The sequence below is a fragment of the Simiaoa sunii genome (assembly GCF_014337175.1).
In the GTDB taxonomy this organism is placed as follows: Bacteria; Bacillota; Clostridia; order Lachnospirales; family Lachnospiraceae; genus Acetatifactor; species Acetatifactor intestinalis.
Map to the genome: position 1 here is coordinate 1,382,814 of NZ_CP060633.1, position 21,268 is coordinate 1,404,081.

Here is a 21,268-nt window from a genome sequence, read left to right on the forward strand (position 1 = left end):
TAACAATGTTGATCGCAGGAGGAAAACGACCTTTTCAATAGAAGGAGGTAACAGAAATGATGTACAATCCCCAGTTGGATACCTTCATTTGTGTGGTGGAAGCAGGCAGTTTCAGCAAGGCAGCGGACAAATTGTATATTTCCCCTCCGGCAGTGATCAAGCAGATCAATTCGCTGGAAAACAATCTTGGGGTACAGCTTTTTGCCAGAACCCACAGAGGTCTTGTGGTGACAGCTGCGGGAGAATCACTTTATCAGGATGCCAAATATATGGTAAATTACAGCAAGGAAGCCATAGAGAGAGCGAGGGAAGCCGGGAATGATGAAGATGATGTGATCCGGGTGGGGATTTCCCCCATGACACCACCGCAGGTATTTGTGGAACTCTGGCCCAGGATCCAGGAGCAGTATCCCAAGGTCAAGTTTAAACTGGTTCCCTTTGAGAATACCCCGGAGAATGCCAGAGAGATCCTTGCAAATCTGGGACAGAATATAGACGTGATCGCTGGAATCTTTGATGATGCTATGCTTGAATTGCGTAAGTGCAACGGCGTGGAGATGTCCAGAGAACCTTTTTGCGTGGCGGTAGCCCTGCATCACAGACTTGCGGGGAAAAAGGTGCTAACCCCGGAGGATCTGAAAGGGGAGCGGCTCCTTATGATGAGGAAAGGCTGGAGCTGCTATGTGGATGCACTCAGAGCAGAATTGACAGAGAAATATCCGGAGATCACCATCGCAGATTTTGATTTCTACAACGTCGATATTTTCAACCGCTGTGAGAACAGTAATGACATGCTGCTTGCCATCAAAAGCTGGGAGAGCGTACATCCGCTCATGAAGATCCTTCCGGTGGAATGGGACTATAAAATGCCTTACGGACTCCTGTATGCGAAGGATCCTTCCGAAAAGGTGGAGAAATTAGTAAGAACAGTAGAAGGAATTACAAAATGAATAAAAATCTGAAGATCAGACTGTTGGCCGATTCCGGAATGACACTTGCCCTGCTATTGCTGATGTCCTATCAGCTGGTGGGAGAAAAAGCCCATGAGTGGATCGGCATGGCAATGTTTTTGTTAGTCATAGGGCACCATGTTCTGAACAGAAGATGGATGGGAAACATTACAAGGGGAAAATATACGGTGCACAGAATCTTGCAGACTGTGATCGTAATATTGCTGGCTCTGACGATGATCGGCTCTATGGTGAGCGGTATTCTGTTGTCCAACTATATTTTCCGGTTCGTCCGGATCAAAGGGGTGGCCAATCTGGCAAGGAGCATTCATATTCTCTGTGCATACTGGGGATTTCTGTTTATGGCGGTGCATCTGGGACTTCATTGGAACATGATGCTCAGAATTCTGGAAAAAGTGTTTCCCATGAAAGGCATCGCTAAGATCCCGGGACTGCTGATCGTAGTTTACGGAGGCTATGCCTTTTATAAAAGAGGAATCGTGAACTATCTGTTTTTAAAGAGCCATTTTGTATTCTTCGGACCACAGGAAAGCCTTGGACTGTTTTTGCCGGATTACATAGCGATGATGGGAATGATCGTGTTTGTTACCTATTATGGGGACAGGCTGTTATTCGGTGACAAAGGTATTATATGGCATATATGGAGACGTTAAGATGACTCATATTATTTTAGCAATTATATATTTAGCATTTATAAGTCTGGGATTGCCGGATTCAATGTTAGGAGCAGCATGGCCGGATATGTATGCTGCGTTTGGAGTACCGCTCTCATATGCAGGTATTTATTCCTCCATTATTTCCGCGGGGACAAATTATATCGAGTCTGCTGAGTGACAGACTTACATTAAAGTTTCTTTTGGCTCTTATGGTTGTAATGCATGAAACTTTAAATAAAGTAACGGATTATAACCCCAGGGTTAATACTGAAAAACAAACAGAGACTTCTGCCGGTGAGGAGAAGTTCTTATAATAAAACTGTAAAGATAAAGGAATTCTATAGTTACAGACAGGAGCTTATCGTATGGAAATTTTGGAAAAGATGGAATACATTACTTTAAACAATGGCGTAAAAATGCCCATGGCAGGTCTGGGAACATTTCTCTTGAGCCCGGCATGTTATGACTTTGCAGAGGCCTATAATGCACAGGGCGGTAACTGTACCGTTGTGGATCTTCCCAAGGAAGGAATCACCGGAAACGATCATTTTATGTTCCAGGATCTGAATAACGATGTCATTGCGGATCATATTGAGAACTGGATTCAGGAGAATGTAAACTAGGAGTCTGTTTGTTATGAGGTGGGGCAATGAAGTTACAGCAGTTAAGCTATTTTTGTGAAGTATGTAAATTCAATAATATCAGCAGGGCGGCGGAACATTTATATATTTCGCCGTCTGCGATATCTATGGCAGCCAAAGACATTGTGTATCCATATCGTCTGCATATTCATTACCTGCAGAAAATACTGGAAACCTGTAATGAAAACAGAATAAATGTTATGAAAACTGACAGAGACAATGTTCTTTGTCAGTTTTTTTATAACCTTATGGTTAAAACTCCGTAAACAAAAGGAGACTTCTGTCGGAGAGACAAAGCATTTATAATCATATTGTAATGAGTAATAATAACTGAAAAAGCAATAGGAGGCAATATAAAATGAGAAAAGATTTAGGAGCAAACCCGTATTTATTTCCGCAGCCGGTCATGATTATCGGAACCTATGACGAGAACGGGAAGGCCAATGCCATGAATGCCGCATGGGGCGGCATCGTCGGAAGAAATGAGATCATTATAGACTTAAGCAATCATAAAACAACGGAAAATCTTCTGGAGACAAGGGCTTTTACTGTCAGTGTGGCAGACCTGGAGCATCTGGTCCCCTGCGATTATGTGGGAATCGTTTCCGGCAACAAAGAGCCGGACAAGATGGAGAAGGCAGGATTTACCACAACAAAAAGTAAATTTGTGAATGCACCTGTGATCAATGAACTGCCCCTTACACTGGAATGCGTACTCACACAGGTCATCGATGGCAGTAAATATCTGGGTGAGATCAAGAATGTCAGCATCGATGAGAAAATCCTTGGCGAAGACGGAGACATTGATTTGAATAAATTTGTGCCGATCACTTATGATGCAGCTCACTATGGATATTACAGACTGGGTGAAAAGGTCGGAACGGCATTCAAAGACGGTGCACAGTTGAAGTAGAGGAAATTGTTAAAAATTTAAAATATTAAATGATATGTGACAGGAGGAAAGGAAAATGAGTTTTAATTTTTCAGTACCTACCAATGCTTTGTTCGGAGCAGGAAAGCTGAACGAACTGTACACACAGAATTAATTCTCCCATGGGTGCAGTACATGGGAAAAAGGCACTGGTTGTTATCTCTAATGGTAAATCTACCCGGGCTAACGGATATCTGGACAGACTGGAAAATGAATTAAAGCAGAGTAAAGCAGAGTATATCATTTTTGATAAAGTTGGTTCTAATCCGACGAAACCCGTGGTGGAAGAAGGCGGACGTTTTGCAAAAGAAAATGGTTGCGACTTCATTGTGGCGTATCTGATCTGAAAATGTCAGATTACGGCATTACATCGGAAGAATTCCCTAAAATGGCTCAGAATGCAAGAGAGACACTTGGAATTAATTTTGAAAATGATATGTATAAACTGAGTGATGCAGACTGTGTCGCAATTTATCAGGAATCCTATAAATAAATCGGAGCAAAAATTATGAAAAAAATGTTGGTTGTCTATTATTCCTGGTCCAATGGAAACACAAAACGGATCGCAGAGCAGCTGGCCGCTGCAACAAACGCCGATATCGCAAGAATTGATACGGCACAGCCATACTCCGGTAGTCATGAGGAAATAGTTGAGCAGGGGCAGAGAGAAGTAGAAGCGGGCTTCATGCCGCAGATCAAACCGTTATCCGTAAGTATAGCGGACTATGACGTGATCGCCATTGGAACGCCGACCTGGTGGTATACGATGGCACCTGCAGTACTTACATTTCTCCACCAGCAGGATTTTACCGGGAAGACAGTGATTCCATTTATGACAAACGGTGGCTGGCCGGGACATGTCATAAAAGATATGGAAGCAGAGTGTAAGGGTGCAAAATTCGCACATGAGATGAAAATTCAGTTCGATTCTACAGGCGGAGATCGTCTGGAAACACCGGAGCGTGTAATTACAAAGTGGGTGGCTGACGTAAAGAAAGATCTGAACTGAGTAAAGATAAAAGGGATGAGAACATGCAAATCAGAACATTAGGAAAAGATCTGAAAGTGTCCGCAGTGGGCTTAGGATGTATGGGAATGAGCCATGCTTACGGAGCACCGGTAACAGCACTGGATGAAGCATTAGGATCCATGGAAATGTCGGAAGTATTCGGTGGATCCAGGGTGAAACCCTGAGGTTTAGACAGAATAACCAAGAGAGACTTCTGTTAATGAGACAGAGGAATTATAATCTGCTTGTAAGGTAAGAAAAGGTTCTTGATAAAACAGACGAGGAGGAAAAATATATGGAATATGTATCATTAAGCAATGGTGTAAAGATGCCGATCCTGGGCTACGGAGTATATCAGGTGACCAAGGACGAATGCAAGAAATGCGTACTGGATGCCCTGAAAGCAGGTTATCGTGCCATTGATACCGCCCAGAGCTATTTTAACGAGGAAGAAGTAGGAGAGGCTATTCAGGAGTCAGGTATTCCCAGAGAGGAGATCTTCCTGACCACCAAAGTATGGGTGGAACATTACAGCTATGAAGAGGCTAAAAAATCCGTAGAAGAGTCTATGAGAAAGTTAAAGACCGATTATCTTGATCTGGTATTGTTGCATCAGCCGTTCGGAGATGCGTACAGTGCTTACCGTGCACTGGAAGACCTGTACGATGAGGGTAAGATCCGTGCCATCGGTATTTCTAATTTCTATGTGGACAGAATGGTGGATTTCGCTTCCTTTAACCGTATTAAGCCTATGGTGAATCAGGTAGAGACCCATATTTTCAATCAGCAGAAGAATCTGAAGGAATGGGCAGACAAATACGGTATTCAGTTGGAAGCATGGGCTCCCTTTGGAGAGGGCAGAGGAGGTACTTTTGATAACCCTGTGATTGCGAAGATTGCAGAGAAATATCAGAAGACTCCCGCACAGGTCATGTTGCGCTGGCACATTCAGAGAGGAATCGTAGTCATTCCGAAGTCTACCCATTACGAGCGTATGGTAGAGAATTTCAATGTTTTTGATTTCAAATTATCTGAGGAAGATATGAATGCCATCGCAGAGCTGGATAAGGCCGAGAGTGCATTCTTCTCCCATCAGGATCCCAACATGGTAGAGTGGTTCGTGAAGATGGTGGAAGAACGCAAGACCGAGCATGACAGCTCTAAAGAAAAGAAGAATTGGTAAGAAATGATAACAGTGAGGGGATCTATAATACACTGGAGGATGTAAAAATTATGAGAAAAAATAAAATCGCAGGTATGGTAACAGCACTTGTTTTAGCAGCAGTTATGTTGACCGGATGCGGATCTACAGCTGGTAACAGTAATGCCAGTCAGAGTGCCCAGGCAGTAACAAGCGTAGCAACACAGACAACAGAAAGCAGTTCTACAGCAACTACAGAGTCTGCTATAGCAGAGACTGCTGCAACACAGGAAAACGCAACAGAAGCCGCTGCAGAGACACAGACTGGTGATACTACCGCAGAATCCGGTAAGACCCTTGTAGTGTATTATTCCGCAAGCGGTACCACAAAGCGCGTGGCAACAGCCATTGCAGATGCCACAGGAGCAGATCTGTATGAGATCACTCCGGTAGAGCCCTATACCAGTGATGACCTGAACTGGACTAACAGCTCCAGCCGGGTATCCAGAGAGCATGATGATGAGAGCCTTCGGGATATTGCACTGACAGAGATTACTCCCGCAGACTGGGATTCTTATGATACCGTTTTGATCGGCTATCCGATCTGGTGGGGAATCGCAGCATGGCCGGTAGACAATTTTGTCAAAGGCAATGACTTTACGGGAAAGACCGTGATTCCGTTCTGCACCTCCTCATCTTCCGGACTGGGTGACAGTGGCAACCTTTTGGAAGAGATGGCAGGTACCGGTGACTGGCAGGAAGGCCACAGATTTAGCTCCGGTGCATCCGATGCAGATGCGGCAGACTGGGTGGCTTCTCTGAATCTGAATGAATAAGGAAACGAGGAAAGCACAACAATGAAAGTATTGTTGATCAATGGCAGCCCCCACAGAGAGGGATGCACCTACACCGCATTGTGCGAGGTGTCCAGAGCATTAAATGATAACGGAGTGGATACGGACATTTTCTGGATTGGTAATAAAGCATTGAGTGGCTGTATTGCCTGTAAAAAATGTCAGGGCACAGGGAAATGTGTGTTCAATGATTCTGTCAATGAATTTCTGGAGATCGCCGGGGATTATGACGGATTTGTATTCGGAACTCCCGTTCACTGGGCAGGTGCCACAGGCGCCATGACTTCTTTTATGGACAGAGCCTTTTATGCGGATCTGAATGGCGGTGGCAGACGCTTCCGGCTGAAACCGGCAGCGGCCGTGATCTCAGCCAGAAGAGCGGGAACTACGGCGACCTGGGATCAGATGAATAAGTATTTTGGCCGCATGCAGATGCCCATCGTCACTTCTCAGTACTGGAACATGGTACACGGGGCCTGCCCGGAAGACGTGCGCCGGGATCTGGAGGGATTGCAGACCATGCGGACCCTGGGGAACAATATGGCATTTTTCATCAACTGCAAGAACCTGGGACTGAAAATGGGATTGAGATTGCCCGACACGGAAGCTCCCGTGCATACGAATTTTATAAGATCCTGATTATGAATTCAGGGAAAAAGGAATCTTGAAACCATACGGCGGAGAGATTCCTTTTGCTGTAATAATTGCTTGTAAAACCTCCCGGATTGTGTCAAACTGATAGTTGTGACAGGAATGGATTTTGAGAAAAAGTTTCCAAAATAAGGAGTAATCATGGCTGAGATATTATTGGGTTCCCATGTGGGAATGTCGGGAAAAGAGATGTTTTTAGGATCTGTGAAGGAGGCGGCAGAGTACGGTGCCAATGCGCTGATGGTTTACACCGGGGCACCCCAGAACACGAGACGAAAAGAGATAAAGGATCTGAATCTGGAGGCAGGGCTTGCCTATGCAGACAAAGCAGGCATCAAAGAAATCGTGATTCATGCTCCCTATATCATTAATCTGGGGAATATGGAAAAACCGGAGATGTTTGACTTTGGTGTGGAATTCCTGGCAAAAGAAGTAAAAAGAGCCGCAGCCTTTCACAGTAAGGTACTGGTACTGCATCCGGGATCTTCCTTAAGTGCCGGTGTGGAAGAAGCTGTGGAGCAGATCGCAAAAGGACTGAATCTGGTGCTTGATGCGGATGACAGCAATGTCAGGATTGCGTTGGAAACTATGGCGGGCAAGGGCAGTGAGGTTGGCAGAACTTTTGAAGAATTGCGGATGATTTATGATAAAGTGGATCGAAAAGACAGACTGCGGGTATGTTTCGATACCTGCCATGTGAACGATGCCGGATACGATCTGGTGAATGACTACGAGGGTGTGCTTGCGCAGCTTGACAAGATTCTGGGATTGGACCAGATCGCAGTGATCCATGTGAACGACAGCCTGAATCCCTTAGGAGCCCACAAGGACCGACATGCTAACATCGGACAGGGTACCGTCGGTTACGAGACCCTGCACCGCATCGTCCATGACGAGCGGTTTGCAGAGGTACCAAAGATTTTGGAGACACCATGGCTCTGCGCAGAGGGAGAAACGAAGAAGACGATCCCACCGTATAAGCAAGAGATTGCATGGCTGAAAGCCTGAAAAACAGAGAAATACGAGGGGACACAATTGAAAAAAAGGATTATCACAGCAGTAGCGGTATTTGGACTTTTGGGCGGAATATTATATTTTGCATATGCACAGACAGCGGCGCAGAACAATGTGAAGCATTTCACAGCTTTTTTTGCTGTGGAGGGAGAAGCCATTGACCAGAATAATGATATGAAAAAAGAAATCGCACGCCTGACAGGTGCGGATTGTGAAGAATTGTGGCTGGTGGGACAGTCCAAGGAAAGTGCCTTGAACAGTTATATTGTGAGTGGGGAATATCCGGATTTTATTTCCGGAGATACCAGTCTTTATGAGGCAGGGGCATTACTTCCTTTAGATGAATACTGGGAGAATTATCCCAATATCAAAAATTACCTGACGGAAGAACAGTGGGAGAGATTCCGCAGACCTGACGGTCATATCTATTGGATCCCACAGTTTGGTGTGACCCATGGCGAAGATGTGGAGGTGACCCACTCAGGTGAAGCCTTCTGGATCCAGACCAGAGTGCTGAAATGGGCGGGGTATCCGGAGATTCATACTGTGGATGAATATTTTGATCTCATCGAGCGCTATGTGGCAGCGAACCCGGTAATGGAGGATGGAACACCGAACATTCCGTTTACGATTTTGTGTGATGGCTGGCGGTATTTTTGTCTGGAAAATATTCCGCAGTTTCTGGATGGTTATCCAAATGACGGAAGCTGTATTGTGGATCCGGATACATTACAGGTTTACGATTATAACACCACAGATACTGCCAAATGGTACTTTAAAAAGCTGAATGAGGAATATCACAAAGATATTCTCGGTGCAGAAGTATTTACAGAGACCTATGAGGATTATCTGGCAAAATTATCCACGGGTGCGGTCTGCGGTATGCCGGATCAGTGGTGGCAGTTCTACTATTCGATTCAGAATGCCTATGATGAACAGGGCCTTAGAGAACAGGGCTGCGATTATGTTCCACTTCCGATTACCAGAGAGGAAGGAATCGCCAATCAATGGCATGTAACGCGCTCTGCAGAGCTGGACAGCTCTACAGGCTTATCCATTACGGTATCCTGCGAGGATATTGACGGAGCTTTGCAGTTTGTCAGCGATCTACTGGAACCGGAGATCATTAAACTGCGATTCTGGGGCGAAGAGGGAGTCGACTATAGCGTGGATGAGAACGGATTGTTCTACCTGACTGAGGAGCAGGCGAAGCGATGGATGACTTCGGAGGAAAAGAGAAAAAACTTTTGTTTTTATTCTTATTTTCCCAGAGTAGAAGGAAAGCTTCCCGATGGGATCAACGCATTTTCCCTGGAATATCAGACAACGGAATTTTTTAAAAATCAGCCTAAGGACATTCAGGAATGTTTTTCAGCTTACGGAGTGACAAATTATGTGGATATGATCGGCAATAATGAGGCTCCCGGGGCATGGTATCCCATGTATAGCTACACGACATCCCTATCTGCCAATTCTCCTGCCGGACAGGTCAGGGATCGGATGGATGCGGTGAAACACAAATGGCTTCCGCAGGTAATCATGGCAGAAGATTTTGAGACTGCGTGGGAGCAATATATGGAAGCATATGATTCCTGCAATCCTGAGATTTATTATCAGATGTTGCAGCTTGAGGTGGAAAAAAGAGTAAAAGGATAAGTTTTTTACAAAAAAGTATAAAAAACAAATAGAAAAATACCTCTCAATTCCTTTAAACTAAAGAAAAGGATTGGGGGTATTTTTTTATGAACGAGAAGAGAAACGGAGCTTTGGACAGATATCCAATAGAAAAAAAGAGAGCAGGAAGACCATCTGTTACAGTGAAAGAAGACGGCGCAGTCATTTTTTATCTGTATGCACCGGCAGCAAAAATAGTACAGGTTGCCGGACTTGGGGGATATTTTACAAATAAAAAAATAGATCTGATGCCCGATGGGCAGGGCGGATTTTTTGCGGAAGTTCAAGATTTTCACTGGGGGATGCATTATTATTTCTGGTATGTGGACGGTGTCCGGATCTGCAATCCGTACGCCGGAATTTCTTATGGGTGTTTTGCTGCGATCAATACTTTTGAGGTGCAGGAGAAGAATGTGGATTTCTATTTTGCAAAGGATATTCCTCATGGTACGGTCAGCATCTGTAAATACGTTTCGAAGGTGAGCAGCCACCTGAAGGAATGTTATGTCTATACACCTTATGGATATGAAGAAGGAGATGAAAGATATCCGGTATTGTACCTGCAGCATGGCGTAGGAGAGAGCGAGACCGGATGGATCTGGCAGGGGAAGGCAAATTTAATCATGGACTGTCTGATTGCAGAGGGAAAGTGCGAGAAAATGATCGTGGTCATGAGCAGTGGCTATGCCTTCAAAGATGGAGAAAAACCTGTATTTTACCCCGGGAATTTTGAGAGTGAACTGATCCACAACATTATTCCTTATATTGAAAATAATTTCCGGGTGAGAAAGGGAAGAGATTACCGGGCGATGGCGGGACTTTCCCTGGGATCGGCGCAGACTACGGATATTGTGGCAAAAAATATGAAGTTATTTTCTGCTGCCGGTGTATTTTCCGGAGTTGCTATTCATGAGATGGAACGGATCTGCGACAGCGACGAGCAGTTGGATGTGGTATTTATGTCCTGTGGCACTTATGAAGAACAAATCAGAGAAGGAATGGAGCAGATAGAACAAAAGTTTGAAAATGCAGGAAAGTATTGCATTTCCAAAGTATATGAGGGATATCACGAATGGCATGTCTGGAGGAAAAGCCTGTATGATTTTGTACCGTTATTGTTCCGGAAAGCGGGGGCAGAAACGGATGACATTCCGGGGGAAAGAACAGCCAGAATCACAAGACAGAGACTACAGCGACAGACCATGGAAGAACAGATACTGATGTTTGATCCGGTATACCGCCAGATCCGCTTTGAGACTGATGAAGCAGGGAGGCCTGCAGGAAAATACCCGGACATCCCTCACGGAATCTGCATTACGGAACAGGGAACGGCAGTCGTATGCTTCGAGGCACCGGAGGCAGTCTCGGTAGAAGCCGCCCTGGACGGAAAAGAATTCCTAAAACTCAGGAAAGATCAGGAAAGACAAGGATATTGGACAGGGGAAATCCACAACATCACCCCGGGATACCATAATGTATATTTCAGGGTAAACGGTACAGATGTGATGAATCCGGATGCACCGGTGGGATACTCGGGAGACAGAGCTGTGAATTATCTGGAAATGCCGGATCCGGAGTTCCCACTGACAGAACTGGCGGATACAGTGCACGGTCAGGTGCATATACATTATGATTATCTTGCGGAGGAAGAGAAAGTAAGTACGATCTATGTATATACACCGGCATATTTTGAAAGAGCGGAAAAAGAGCGGAGCGTAATGATCTTAAAAGCACTTTCCACAGAAACTGCGTCCTGTTTCCTGCACCAGGGGAAAATACCGAACATTATGGAATACTTTCTGGCAGCAGGAAAAGCCGTGGAGACTATATTGGTGATGACAAATGCGGAAGAGACAGCGGAACGGATGCAAAACATTATAAAGAAATATATTCCGGATGGACAAAAAGCAAAAGCAATCGTCATGGAACGAAGCGACGGAGAAGATTGGAATTCCTTCCGGAGACGATTTGCAGCCTGCCGGATATAAAATTATTACCTGCATTTCCTATATTTTCCCGGGTGTTTGTGCAAGGAGAGCCGGACTATAATAGAACTGATAAAAGTTCGGGAGGGATAGAAATGACAGGACCGGCAGCACCGAAGGATCCGGAAAAGGCAAGACCTTTTTTCTATATATTAAAAGACAAAGATATTTTTGGAGAACGGCAAAAGGACGGAACCGGAATCCAGTTTATCTATGAAAGCGACGGGCGGCTGATCAACAGTGCACAGATCACGGGAAATGTTACGGATAAGGAAGAACTGACACTTCTGGAGACAGTAGAGGGATTTGGCAGACTGGTACATAGTATCGGCGTAAGCGTGGAGACGGACCGGCCGGAAGAAACCGCAGAATTTGTATTTCAGATGTATGGGAAAAAGGACCTGTACGGAGGTGGAACGAATCTTACGGCTTCTCTTAAGTGTGACGGCATGGAACATAGAATCTATCTGTCGGATTACAGGTGGACAGAGGATGATCATGTGCCGGGACAGATTAAAATTCTGTTTGCAGCGCCGGAGCGGATGGGAAAAGTCAGCGTAAGACTCTTCCTAAATGACGGATACGAAGCACCTCCGGAGGAAGAGGATCTGGTTATAGATATGCATTCGGAAGAATACTGCGGCATGATCAGCCGCTCTCTGTTGCAGCTGGGGAATCCTTATCGTATCCGTAAGGCTATTGAAAAATCTAAGGCAGGAAAAGAGGTAACGCTTGCCTATATCGGTGGATCTATCACGCAGGGAGCCGGAGCTATACCAATCCATACGGAATGCTATGCATATAAGTCCTTTCAACTGTTTCAGAATCGTTTTTCGACACAGAACAATGTCAGGTTTATCAAAGCCGGAGTCGGCGGAACACCTTCAGAACTGGGAATGATCCGGTTTGACCGGGATGTGCTCAGGGAAGAGGAACGACCGGATATTGTGGTTATTGAATTTGCAGTAAACGATGAGGGAGATGAGACAAAGGGTGTCTGTTATGAAAGCCTGGTGCGGAAAGTGTTGAAACTGCCATGGAAGCCGGCAGTGGTTCTCCTGTTTTCGGTATTTGCAAATGATTGGAATTTACAGGAGCGGTTAAGGCCGGTGGGGGATCTTTATGATCTTCCCATGGTGAGCATCCGCGATGCGGTAACTCCACAGTTTTCATTAAAGTGCGGCGAGGGAAGAATTTTATCTAAAAATCAGTTTTTTTATGATATCTTTCATCCTAATAATATCGGACATACCATTATGGCGGACTGTCTGCAATATCTGTTTGAATGTTGTGATGCAGCAGAACCTGCAAGAGTTGGGACTTTTGTGGAAGGAATGACGGAGGAACAGATCCTGTCGGAAAAGCTTTCCGGACCGGCAGTGATCGGTGCTGATTTTGAAAGAATTTTTTTACTGGATAAGAAGAACCGTTATGTAGGAGCCAAAATCCGGGCGGGCGGTTTTGCTTCCACAGATATGGAGTTACAGAGTGTGGAAATGGACGGAAACCTTACACAGACACCGGAATTTCCGTATAACTGGATGTATGATGGAAGCAGACTGCAGATGCCGGGATTTGAAATGGAGATTACCTGCAAGTCACTGTTTCTTATATTTAAGGATTCCGGAGAAACGGATGTAGGGAAAGCCAATGTATTTGTAAATGATGTATATTGTATGACGGCGGATCCCCATAAGAACAATTGGCTGCATTGTAATGCTGTATTACTGTTTTGGGAGACAGAAAGCAGATCCCATAAAGTACGGATTGCAGTGACAGAGGAAGACCGGAATAAAAAATTTACAATCTTAGGATTTGGATACACAATATAGAACAGAGTGAGGAAAACAAAATGGTTACAGCAAAGAACCCAATTTTATCCGGTTTCTATCCGGATCCATCCATATGCAGGGCAGGAGAGGACTATTACATTGTGAATTCCAGTTTTGTGTATGCACCGGGAGTTCCGATTTTCCACAGCAGAGATCTGGCGCACTGGGAGCAGATCGGGAATATTCTTGACAGACCGGAACAACTTCCGGTGAAGGGAAGTGAAATATCACAGGGGATTTATGCACCAACCATCCGGTTCCATGATGGACTGTTTTACATGATCACTACCAATGTAAGCTACGGAGGCAATTTCATTGTAACGGCAAAAGATCCAGCAGGACCGTGGTCGGATCCTTATTATCTCGGCGAAGATGCTCCGGGGATCGATCCCAGTCTATTCTTCGATGATGACGGGAAATGCTATTACTGTGGTACACGACCGAATCCGGAAGGAGTCCGCTATAACGGAGACTGGGAAATCTGGGTGCAGGAACTGGATCTTCGGCAGATGAAGCTTGTGGGAGAAAGCATGGCAATCTGGAAAGGGGCTGTAAAAGGAGTTATCTGGCCGGAGGGACCGCACCTTTATAAGATCGACGGTTATTATTATCTGATGCATGCAGAAGGAGGAACCGGACCGGAGCACAGCATCAGCATTGCCAGAAGTAAAAAGCTGTTCCAGTGGTTCGAGGGCTGCCCAAGAAACCCGATCTTTACCCACAGGAATCTGGGGAAAAACTATCCTGTGATCTACGCAGGACACGGAGATCTGGTGGAGGATGGACGGGGAAACTGGTATGTGGTAATGCTGGCATCCAGACCCTGTGAAGGACACAGCAGCATGGGCAGAGAGACTTTTCTGGCAAAAGTCACATGGGAAAATGGATGGCCGGTGATTGCAGAAGGCATCGGGCATCTGGAAGATACATTGGAACTGCCCACAAAAGAATACCGTTTTCCAGAGGAAGTTAGCAGTACTTCCGATCATATCAGTTTTTGGGAGAAAACACCGGACAAACGGCTGGTAAGTGTAGAAGAAATCCGTGAAGAAAACTATTCCCTGCGTCACCGGCCGGGGATGCTGCGGCTCTATACAAAAAAGGAAAAAATATCTGACCGCAATCATTGTTCCTATTTCGGAATCCGTCAGAAAAATTATGCATTCTATGCAGAGACCGGGATGGAATTTGAACCGAAGCAGGAATGTGAGACTGCGGGAATGGTGTTGTACCAGAATCATGAAAATCATTTGCGCATGGAGATCCGGAAAAGGGCTGAAGAGAATTGTTTTGTTGTGACAGCCTGCATCCATGGGGAAGAGAGAATCCTTACCGAAAAGCCGGCAGGAGAAGGTAGACAATTCTTTAAAATACGAATGCATTGCGACAGGCAGAAGGCACGGATATGGCTTTTCAGGGATGGCAGGGAGAGGCTGATTGCTGAGGATATCAGTCTGCTTCCTTATACCACGGAGGAAGCAGGAGGATTTGTGGGATGTACGATAGGAATGTACGCATCTGCCAATGGACAGGACAGCAGTAACTATGCTGATTTTGCCTGGTTTGTGCAGAATGCCATATAAAAACGGATTGCGGACAGAACGCAGATGTCCTATAATAAAGAAGAGCGGGCTGTAAAAATGTCTGCTCTTTTTTACATAACAGAGGAGAGGATCTTATGGGGAAGGTATTACATGAACTGGATCTTTGGATGGATGATTTCACCATCAAAAAAAAGTTTTATATTTTCTATGTTGTCTGTGTGCTGATTCCCCTGATCGTAACAGACAGCGTTGTATTTCTGACGACTGCAAAATTTGACAGAGAGCGCAGGGAGCATGAGATGTTCAATATTGCCAGTACGGTGGAATACAGTCTGAGCAGTATGATCGGAAATGCCGGGGAGATAGGCAACAGTATTTATACCAATCGCGATTTTGAAGAGTTCTTATCCAAAAGATACACTAATTCTGCAGAATATGTGGCGGCATATCAGAATTTCCTGAGCGGGACGTTATTGGAAAATGCTCTTGGGATGAACAGTATGACATTTACCCTGTATACGGATAATGATACCATTGTAAACGGAGGAAGGGTCAATACGCTGGATAAGCTTAAGAATACAGAGAGTTATCTGCGGCTGAATGAAGAAGCGAAAAGCAAGGGACTCTTTTTTGTCTATGATGACAGCAGTTCCAGAATCACAAGGGAGCGGCGCATCATTTATCTACAGCGGCTGGATTTCTATGATGCAGAGACAGAAAAGTATTTAAAAATCGAGTTTGATTACGGCAGTATGGTGCGCACCATTAAAAACATGAACTATGATAATGAGGTTCTGATCTGTGAAGGAGATCGGATCCTTCTTTCCAATGGACAATACGGCAGCTACGGCAGCGAGTTTCAGCGGCTGGATAACGCAACAATGAGAGAAGCCTATGAACATACCATCAGTCTGTATGGTACGGAACTTACAATTTATGTAAAGCCGGTAGAGAACAGTTTTCTTACAAGCATCCGGAACAAACTTCCCATCATATTGCTGCTCCTTGCGGTGAATGTTATTTTTCCCTTCTGGTTCGTTCAGATATTCAACCGTTCCTTTACAAAAAGGATTACAGAACTGAGCAAGGTATTTAAATCAGTGGACAGTGATCATCTTATTCCAATGCCCTGTGAAGAAGGTAAAGATGAGATCAGCAGTATGATACGCAATTATAATCGCATGGTGGAACGTACCAATGGACTGATCGAGACTGTATATAAGAATAAAATCCATGAGCAGGAGATGCTGGTGGGAAGAAAAAATGCGGAGCTTCTCGCATTACACAGCCAGATCAATCCCCACTTTTTATTTAATGTACTGGAAAGCATCCGGATGCACAGCATTTTGAAAAAAGAAAACGAGACAGCCGACATGGTGGCCAAACTGGCGGTGATGCAGAGACAGTATGTGGAATGGGGCAATGATTCCGTGAGTATCTTCCAGGAGATTGAATTTGTGAAAGCTTATCTGGCGCTTCAGAAGTATCGTTTTGGAGAACGGCTGAATTATGACATTGAAGTAGACAGAGAATGTGAAAACTTCAAGATACCCAAGCTTACGATTGTAACCTTTGTGGAAAATGCCTGTGTGCATGGAATCGAAAGCAAATCCAGTCCGGGATGGATATTTGTAAGGATAGGCCGTCAGGGAGAAGGGCTGGAGATAGAAATTGAAGATACCGGAAGCGGTATGGCGGAGGCCAAACTTACAGAGCTACAGAACAACATGTGCAATGCCGACATTGAGATGCTCAAGGGCGGCGGAAGAGTAGGGATTATTAACGCCTGTGTCAGATTGAAAATGGTAACGGAAAACAGAGTGGAATTCCGTGTAGAAGGAGAAGAAGGAGTGGGAACCACGGTTACGATACGGATTCCCTGTTTGCAGGAGGGTAAAACAGATGCTGAAAGTATTGCTGGTAGATGACGAGCCGTTTATTTTACAGGGATTGAAACTTTTAGTAGATTGGGAGAAGGAAGGCTTTCGGATTGCGGGAACAGCAGCAAATGGGATGGAAGCACTGGCTTTTTTGAAGAAGGAAAAGGTAGATTTGGTTATTGCCGATATTAAAATGCCTCAGATGACAGGACTGGAACTGCTGGAACACATCCGTAAAGAGAAAATTTCAGATGCATATTTTGTTATACTGAGCGGATATGCGGAATTTAGTTTTGCACAACAGGCAATGCAGAATGACTGCACGGATTATCTGCTAAAGCCGGTAGACAGCGAGATTCTGTGCAAAGTACTGAATAAGGTACTTGCTCTGCGCAACAGAGAGGAGCTGGATCATGAAAAGAACCGGAAGCTGGAGCAGGCTTATCTGGCAAGACATATGATTGCATTGATCCAAGGGAAGTTTGATGACCTGAATGTCAGATATATACATGAACACATGCGATGCGGAACCGGTGTGCGTTATGTGGAGATCCAGACGGAAGGATCCTATGATGATGAGGGAACGACAGATCGAGAAATGCGGACATTACAGAGGCGGCTGTATGAATACAGCAGGGAATTTCTGAAAGAAGATGCAGATCTGAGTGTGTTTGATGTTTCTGTCAATGAAAAAATCTACGATATCGGACTGATTTTGTTTGATTATGTTCCGGAAAAAAGTGGGATGGATGTAAAACGGTATCTGGAACGATTCCGGGAATATCTCGCATCAAATTTACAGACAAATGTGGTGATGCTGGCAGGAAAAAAAGTGCAGGATATCAGCAGCATAGCAAAGTCTTACGGCAATACCTGTATGCTTCGTTCTTTTCAGGGGTTCCGGACAAAGAAGGATATCTATTTCTATGAGGAGGAGGTCCAGGTATCTCCGGAAGGACTGATCCTGTGTAAGCAGAGCCTGGATGGCCTGCTGAAGGCAATCGAACAGAACAATCATCTGGAAATCCGGGAGGCGGTGGCTTTCTTTTATGAAGAAATGTGTAAACGCGGTATTTGCGGGGAGACGATGACCCTGAATATTAATTATCTGTTGTTTCAGCTGATTCACTTAGCCTGTGAACAGGATGATGACGTGAACCAGGAGGAAATCTTAAGGGTCATCAGTGAGAGCAGCTTTGAGACCGGGGTAAAGCGCGGAAGTAAGGCACATCTGACCAGATTTGCCTGCGAATATGCGGATTATCTGTCACAGCTGCGGAAGAATGTATCCAGAGGAATTCTGGGTATGGTGGAAAAAGAGATCCGGGAAAATTACGCTTCAAATATTACACTGAAAAGCCTGAGTGAAAAGTATTATGTCAACAGTGCTTATCTTGGACAGCTTTTCCGGAAAAAGTACGGACAATCCTTTAAAGACTACCTGAACAATTACCGGATGGAGCAGGCTGCGGATGCCCTGCTGCGTACCGATAAAAAGATCGTTCAGATCGCAGAAGATGTGGGCTACCATGATCTGGACTATTTTACGAACCGTTTTATTCAGATCAAGGGCTGCACTCCCGCAAGATTCCGTAAAAAGATGCAACAGGGAGAGTAAGAGAATAAAAGACAGGGGAAATTACAGAACCACCTATAATTTCCCCTGTCTTTTGCTATAGTTCCTCTGATTGTTAGTTCCTCTCAAAAAGGTAAAATAGATTTATCGAAAGGGAGGTAGTTACAACATGAACAAAAAGAGACTTGTAAGCATGTTACTTGTGTCAGCAATGACAGCGGCACTGTTCACCGGATGTGGCAGTGACGGTAACCTGACATCCGGAGATGGTACAACGAGCGCAGGAACCAACAGTACCACAGAAGAGGCAGGTATCAAAGAGTTCACCGCATTTTTTGGGGTAGCGGGATCTGAGATCAATGACGACAATGAAGTGCAGCAGCTGATCGCAGAGAAGGTAGGCGCCAAAGTAAAAGAGACCTGGCTGACCGGACAGACTGCAGATGAAGCTGTGGGTACCATGATCGCCGGTGGTGAGTATCCGGACTTCATTGAGGGACAGACTGGAACCACACAGCTGTATGAGGCAGGAGCATTGGTAGCACTGGATGATTATCTGGATGATTATCCTAATATCAAGAATCTGTTTACTGATCTGGAGTGGGAGAAGCTTCGTCAGGAAGACGGCCACATTTACTGGATCCCGCAGTTCAGCTGCATCAAGAACGAAGAGAAGGTATGTGCACATAATGATGAAGCATTTTGGATTCAGGCAAGAGTTCTGAAATGGGCAGACTATCCCGAGATCCGGACCATGGATCAGTATTTTGATCTGATCGAAGCGTATAATGCAGCAAATCCTACTATGGAAGACGGAACAGCCAATATTCCTTATACCATTCTCTGTGATGACTGGAGATACTTCTGTCTGGAGAACGCACCTCAGTTCTTGGATGGTTATCCCAATGACGGAAGCTGTATGGTAGATCCTGAGACGCTGACGATACTGGATTACAACACTTCCGATACCGCAGTAAAGTATTTTAGAAAATTAAATGAAGAATACAAGAAAGGCATTGTAGACCCCGAGTCCTTTACCCAGTCTTATGATGAGTATATTTCCAAGCTTTCTACAGGACGTGTCCTGGGTATGATCGATCAGTGGTGGGATTTCGCTTACACAGCAGGCGATGCCATCAAGCAGGCAGGACTGGATGCACAGGGATGCGACTATATTCCACTGCCTATAACAATTGATGAAAGTGTAAAAAACCAGTGGCATAATGCCGGTGGTGCATTCAATTCCGGAAGCGGACTTGCAATTACTGTAAGCTGTAAGGATGTTCCCGGCGCACTGAAGCTGATCAATGATCTGCTGGATCAGGATATCCATAACCTTCGTTTCTGGGGTGTGGAAGGTGTTGACTATGAAGTAGATGAGAACGGTGAATTCTACAGAACACCGGAGCAGAGAATGCAGGCTTCCGATACAGAGTATAAGGCATCCCACATGTGCTCTTATTCTTATTTCCCTCAGTACAACGGAACCAGTGATGACGGTATCAATGCAAACAAGCCAGATGGCCAGGCGAGGGAATTCTTCGATGGATTAAACGACGATGTGAAAGAAGCATTCCAGGCATATGGCGTCGAGACTTATGTGGAAATGCTGGGCACTAACGAAGCCCCCGGTGAATGGTATCCTATGTGGTCCTTCTCCAATAACTTCAATACCAGCACACCCGGTGGTATGGCATGGACCAAGATCGGTGAAGTAAAGCATGAGCAGCTTCCTCAGGTAGTTATGGCAGCTGATTTCGACAAAGCATGGGCAGATTATATGGATGCATATAATGCCTGCAAGCCGGAAGACTTTATCAGTGAATTACAGGCAGAACTGGACAGCAGAATGGAACTGGCAGCAAAGTTCAAATAAAAACATATAAATGAAATTTGAGAATGGGCAGATGCAGGTAAAATTTCATCTGCCCGTTTTTTAAGGAGCGAGGATATGTCGTTAACGAGAACAAAATCGAAACAAAAAGTAAAACAAACCAGAACACCTATCACATGGAAAGAAATCAAAAGGCAAAAAGTTCTGCTTTTCTGGGCAGGAGTAATGATGATCTATGGAGTGATTTTTTACTATCTTCCCTTAGCCGGATGGGCGATGGCATTTCAGAATTATAAGCCGCAGCTGGGAATCCTGCACTCCGAATTCGTGGGACTTCAGAAGTTTCGGATGTTATTCTCGGATGTGACATTCCTTCGGGTCATTCGTAACACATTGGCCATGGGTGTGATCAACCTTGTGGCAACTTTCGTTACCGCAATTGTATTTGCTATTCTATTGAATGAGATCAAGAGTAGGGGCGGAAAAAAGACAGTGCAGACGATATCTTATCTTCCACATTTCCTTTCCTGGATCATCGTAACCGGTATTCTGCATGATATGTTGTCCGGTACCGGAATTGTAAATGAAGTATTGGTAAATCTGCATGTGATCAGCCAGCCGATCAATTTCTTTGCCCATCCCGGGTATTTCTGGCCGATCGTAGCATTTGCAAATGTCTGGAAGGAGACAGGATGGAATGCCATTATCTATCTGGCGGCCATCACATCCATTGATCCTTCCCTGTATGAAGCTGCTGCCATTGATGGCGCGGGAAGATGGAATAAAATCAAATACGTTACCCTTCCGGGAATCAAACCGACCATCGTAATTTTACTGCTGATGAATGTGGGGAATGTATTAAATGCAGGATTTGAAATTCAGTATCTGTTAGGAAACGGATTGGTACAGAAGTTCTCCCAGACGATTGATATTTATGTATTGAAATGGGGTATCAGCCAGGGAGATTATGCAATAGGTACAGCCGCAGGTATCTTCAAGAGCCTGGTAAGTATCATCCTGATCGTTCTGGCCAATCAGATTGCAAAACATAATGGTGAAGAGCAGTTATTCTAAA

At 44.9% G+C, this 21,268-nt stretch carries 20 protein-coding genes and 1 pseudogene; all 21 read left to right on the plus strand.

Annotation, left to right across the window (positions count from 1 at the left end; translation table 11 throughout):
• The first annotated feature begins 56 nt into the window (after positions 1–56).
• Entirely contained in the window at positions 57–950 is an 894-nt protein-coding gene (locus tag H9Q77_RS06460; protein WP_249326913.1) for a LysR family transcriptional regulator, read from the plus strand.
• Positions 947–1,624 (plus strand): DUF4405 domain-containing protein, encoded by a 678-nt coding sequence (locus H9Q77_RS06465; protein ID WP_249326914.1) that lies wholly within the window; start codon positions 947–949, stop codon positions 1,622–1,624. The genes H9Q77_RS06460 and H9Q77_RS06465 overlap by 4 nt, the downstream gene beginning before the upstream one ends.
• 1 nt (position 1,625) lies before the next feature.
• Positions 1,626–1,824 (plus strand): annotated as a pseudogene (locus H9Q77_RS06470) (MFS transporter); the annotation flags it as partial.
• A gap of 168 nt (positions 1,825–1,992) precedes the next feature.
• A complete protein-coding gene (locus tag H9Q77_RS16735) occupies positions 1,993–2,250 on the plus strand; it encodes a hypothetical protein (RefSeq protein WP_330596081.1) in 258 nt (85 codons plus the stop codon).
• A gap of 26 nt (positions 2,251–2,276) precedes the next feature.
• The gene (locus tag H9Q77_RS16945; RefSeq protein ID WP_408641168.1) at positions 2,277–2,534 is read left to right on the plus strand and encodes a LysR family transcriptional regulator; all 258 of its coding nucleotides are present in this window, start codon (positions 2,277–2,279) and stop codon (positions 2,532–2,534) included.
• A 92-nt stretch (positions 2,535–2,626) separates the two neighbouring features.
• Positions 2,627–3,181, plus strand: coding sequence for a flavin reductase family protein (locus H9Q77_RS06480; RefSeq protein ID WP_249326916.1), 555 nt, complete (start codon positions 2,627–2,629; stop codon positions 3,179–3,181).
• Positions 3,182–3,321: 140 nt separating this feature from the next.
• A complete protein-coding gene (locus H9Q77_RS06485; RefSeq protein WP_249326917.1) occupies positions 3,322–3,546 on the plus strand; it encodes an iron-containing alcohol dehydrogenase in 225 nt (74 codons plus the stop codon).
• A gap of 161 nt (positions 3,547–3,707) precedes the next feature.
• Complete coding sequence (locus H9Q77_RS06490) at positions 3,708–4,208, plus strand: flavodoxin (protein WP_249326918.1); 501 nt, start codon at positions 3,708–3,710, stop codon at positions 4,206–4,208.
• A 23-nt stretch (positions 4,209–4,231) separates the two neighbouring features.
• Entirely contained in the window at positions 4,232–4,393 is a 162-nt protein-coding gene (locus H9Q77_RS16740) for a hypothetical protein (RefSeq protein WP_330596082.1), read from the plus strand.
• Between the two features lie 110 nt (positions 4,394–4,503).
• Positions 4,504–5,391: an aldo/keto reductase gene (locus tag H9Q77_RS06500; protein ID WP_249326920.1), complete on the plus strand. Its 888-nt coding sequence runs from the start codon at positions 4,504–4,506 to the stop codon at positions 5,389–5,391.
• Positions 5,392–5,441: 50 nt separating this feature from the next.
• Positions 5,442–6,185, plus strand: coding sequence for a flavodoxin (locus tag H9Q77_RS06505; RefSeq protein WP_249326922.1), 744 nt, complete (start codon positions 5,442–5,444; stop codon positions 6,183–6,185).
• A 21-nt stretch (positions 6,186–6,206) separates the two neighbouring features.
• A complete protein-coding gene (locus H9Q77_RS06510) occupies positions 6,207–6,842 on the plus strand; it encodes a flavodoxin family protein (RefSeq protein ID WP_249326923.1) in 636 nt (211 codons plus the stop codon).
• Between the two features lie 153 nt (positions 6,843–6,995).
• Positions 6,996–7,862: a deoxyribonuclease IV gene (locus H9Q77_RS06515; RefSeq protein WP_249326925.1), complete on the plus strand. Its 867-nt coding sequence runs from the start codon at positions 6,996–6,998 to the stop codon at positions 7,860–7,862.
• 27 nt (positions 7,863–7,889) lie between these two features.
• On the plus strand, positions 7,890–9,524 hold the full coding sequence (locus H9Q77_RS06520) for a type 2 periplasmic-binding domain-containing protein (RefSeq protein ID WP_249326926.1): 1,635 nt from the start codon (positions 7,890–7,892) through the stop codon (positions 9,522–9,524).
• An 86-nt stretch (positions 9,525–9,610) separates the two neighbouring features.
• Positions 9,611–11,530, plus strand: a complete 1,920-nt coding sequence (locus H9Q77_RS06525; RefSeq protein WP_249326928.1) for an alpha/beta hydrolase-fold protein — start codon at positions 9,611–9,613, stop codon at positions 11,528–11,530.
• 92 nt (positions 11,531–11,622) lie between these two features.
• A complete protein-coding gene (locus H9Q77_RS06530; protein ID WP_249326930.1) occupies positions 11,623–13,359 on the plus strand; it encodes an SGNH/GDSL hydrolase family protein in 1,737 nt (578 codons plus the stop codon).
• Positions 13,360–13,379: 20 nt separating this feature from the next.
• Complete coding sequence (locus H9Q77_RS06535; protein WP_249326932.1) at positions 13,380–14,942, plus strand: glycoside hydrolase family 43 protein; 1,563 nt, start codon at positions 13,380–13,382, stop codon at positions 14,940–14,942.
• Between the two features lie 95 nt (positions 14,943–15,037).
• The gene (locus H9Q77_RS06540) at positions 15,038–16,831 is read left to right on the plus strand and encodes a sensor histidine kinase (protein ID WP_148447947.1); all 1,794 of its coding nucleotides are present in this window, start codon (positions 15,038–15,040) and stop codon (positions 16,829–16,831) included.
• Complete coding sequence (locus H9Q77_RS06545; protein ID WP_148447945.1) at positions 16,806–18,401, plus strand: response regulator transcription factor; 1,596 nt, start codon at positions 16,806–16,808, stop codon at positions 18,399–18,401. The genes H9Q77_RS06540 and H9Q77_RS06545 overlap by 26 nt, the downstream gene beginning before the upstream one ends.
• A 127-nt stretch (positions 18,402–18,528) precedes the next feature.
• Positions 18,529–20,235 carry a type 2 periplasmic-binding domain-containing protein gene (locus H9Q77_RS06550; RefSeq protein ID WP_118547003.1) on the plus strand — a complete coding sequence of 569 codons (1,707 nt, stop codon included), beginning with the start codon at positions 18,529–18,531 and terminating at the stop codon, positions 20,233–20,235.
• A gap of 75 nt (positions 20,236–20,310) precedes the next feature.
• On the plus strand, positions 20,311–21,267 hold the full coding sequence (locus tag H9Q77_RS06555; protein ID WP_118502816.1) for an ABC transporter permease: 957 nt from the start codon (positions 20,311–20,313) through the stop codon (positions 21,265–21,267).
• The last annotated feature ends 1 nt before the right edge of the window (position 21,268 follow it).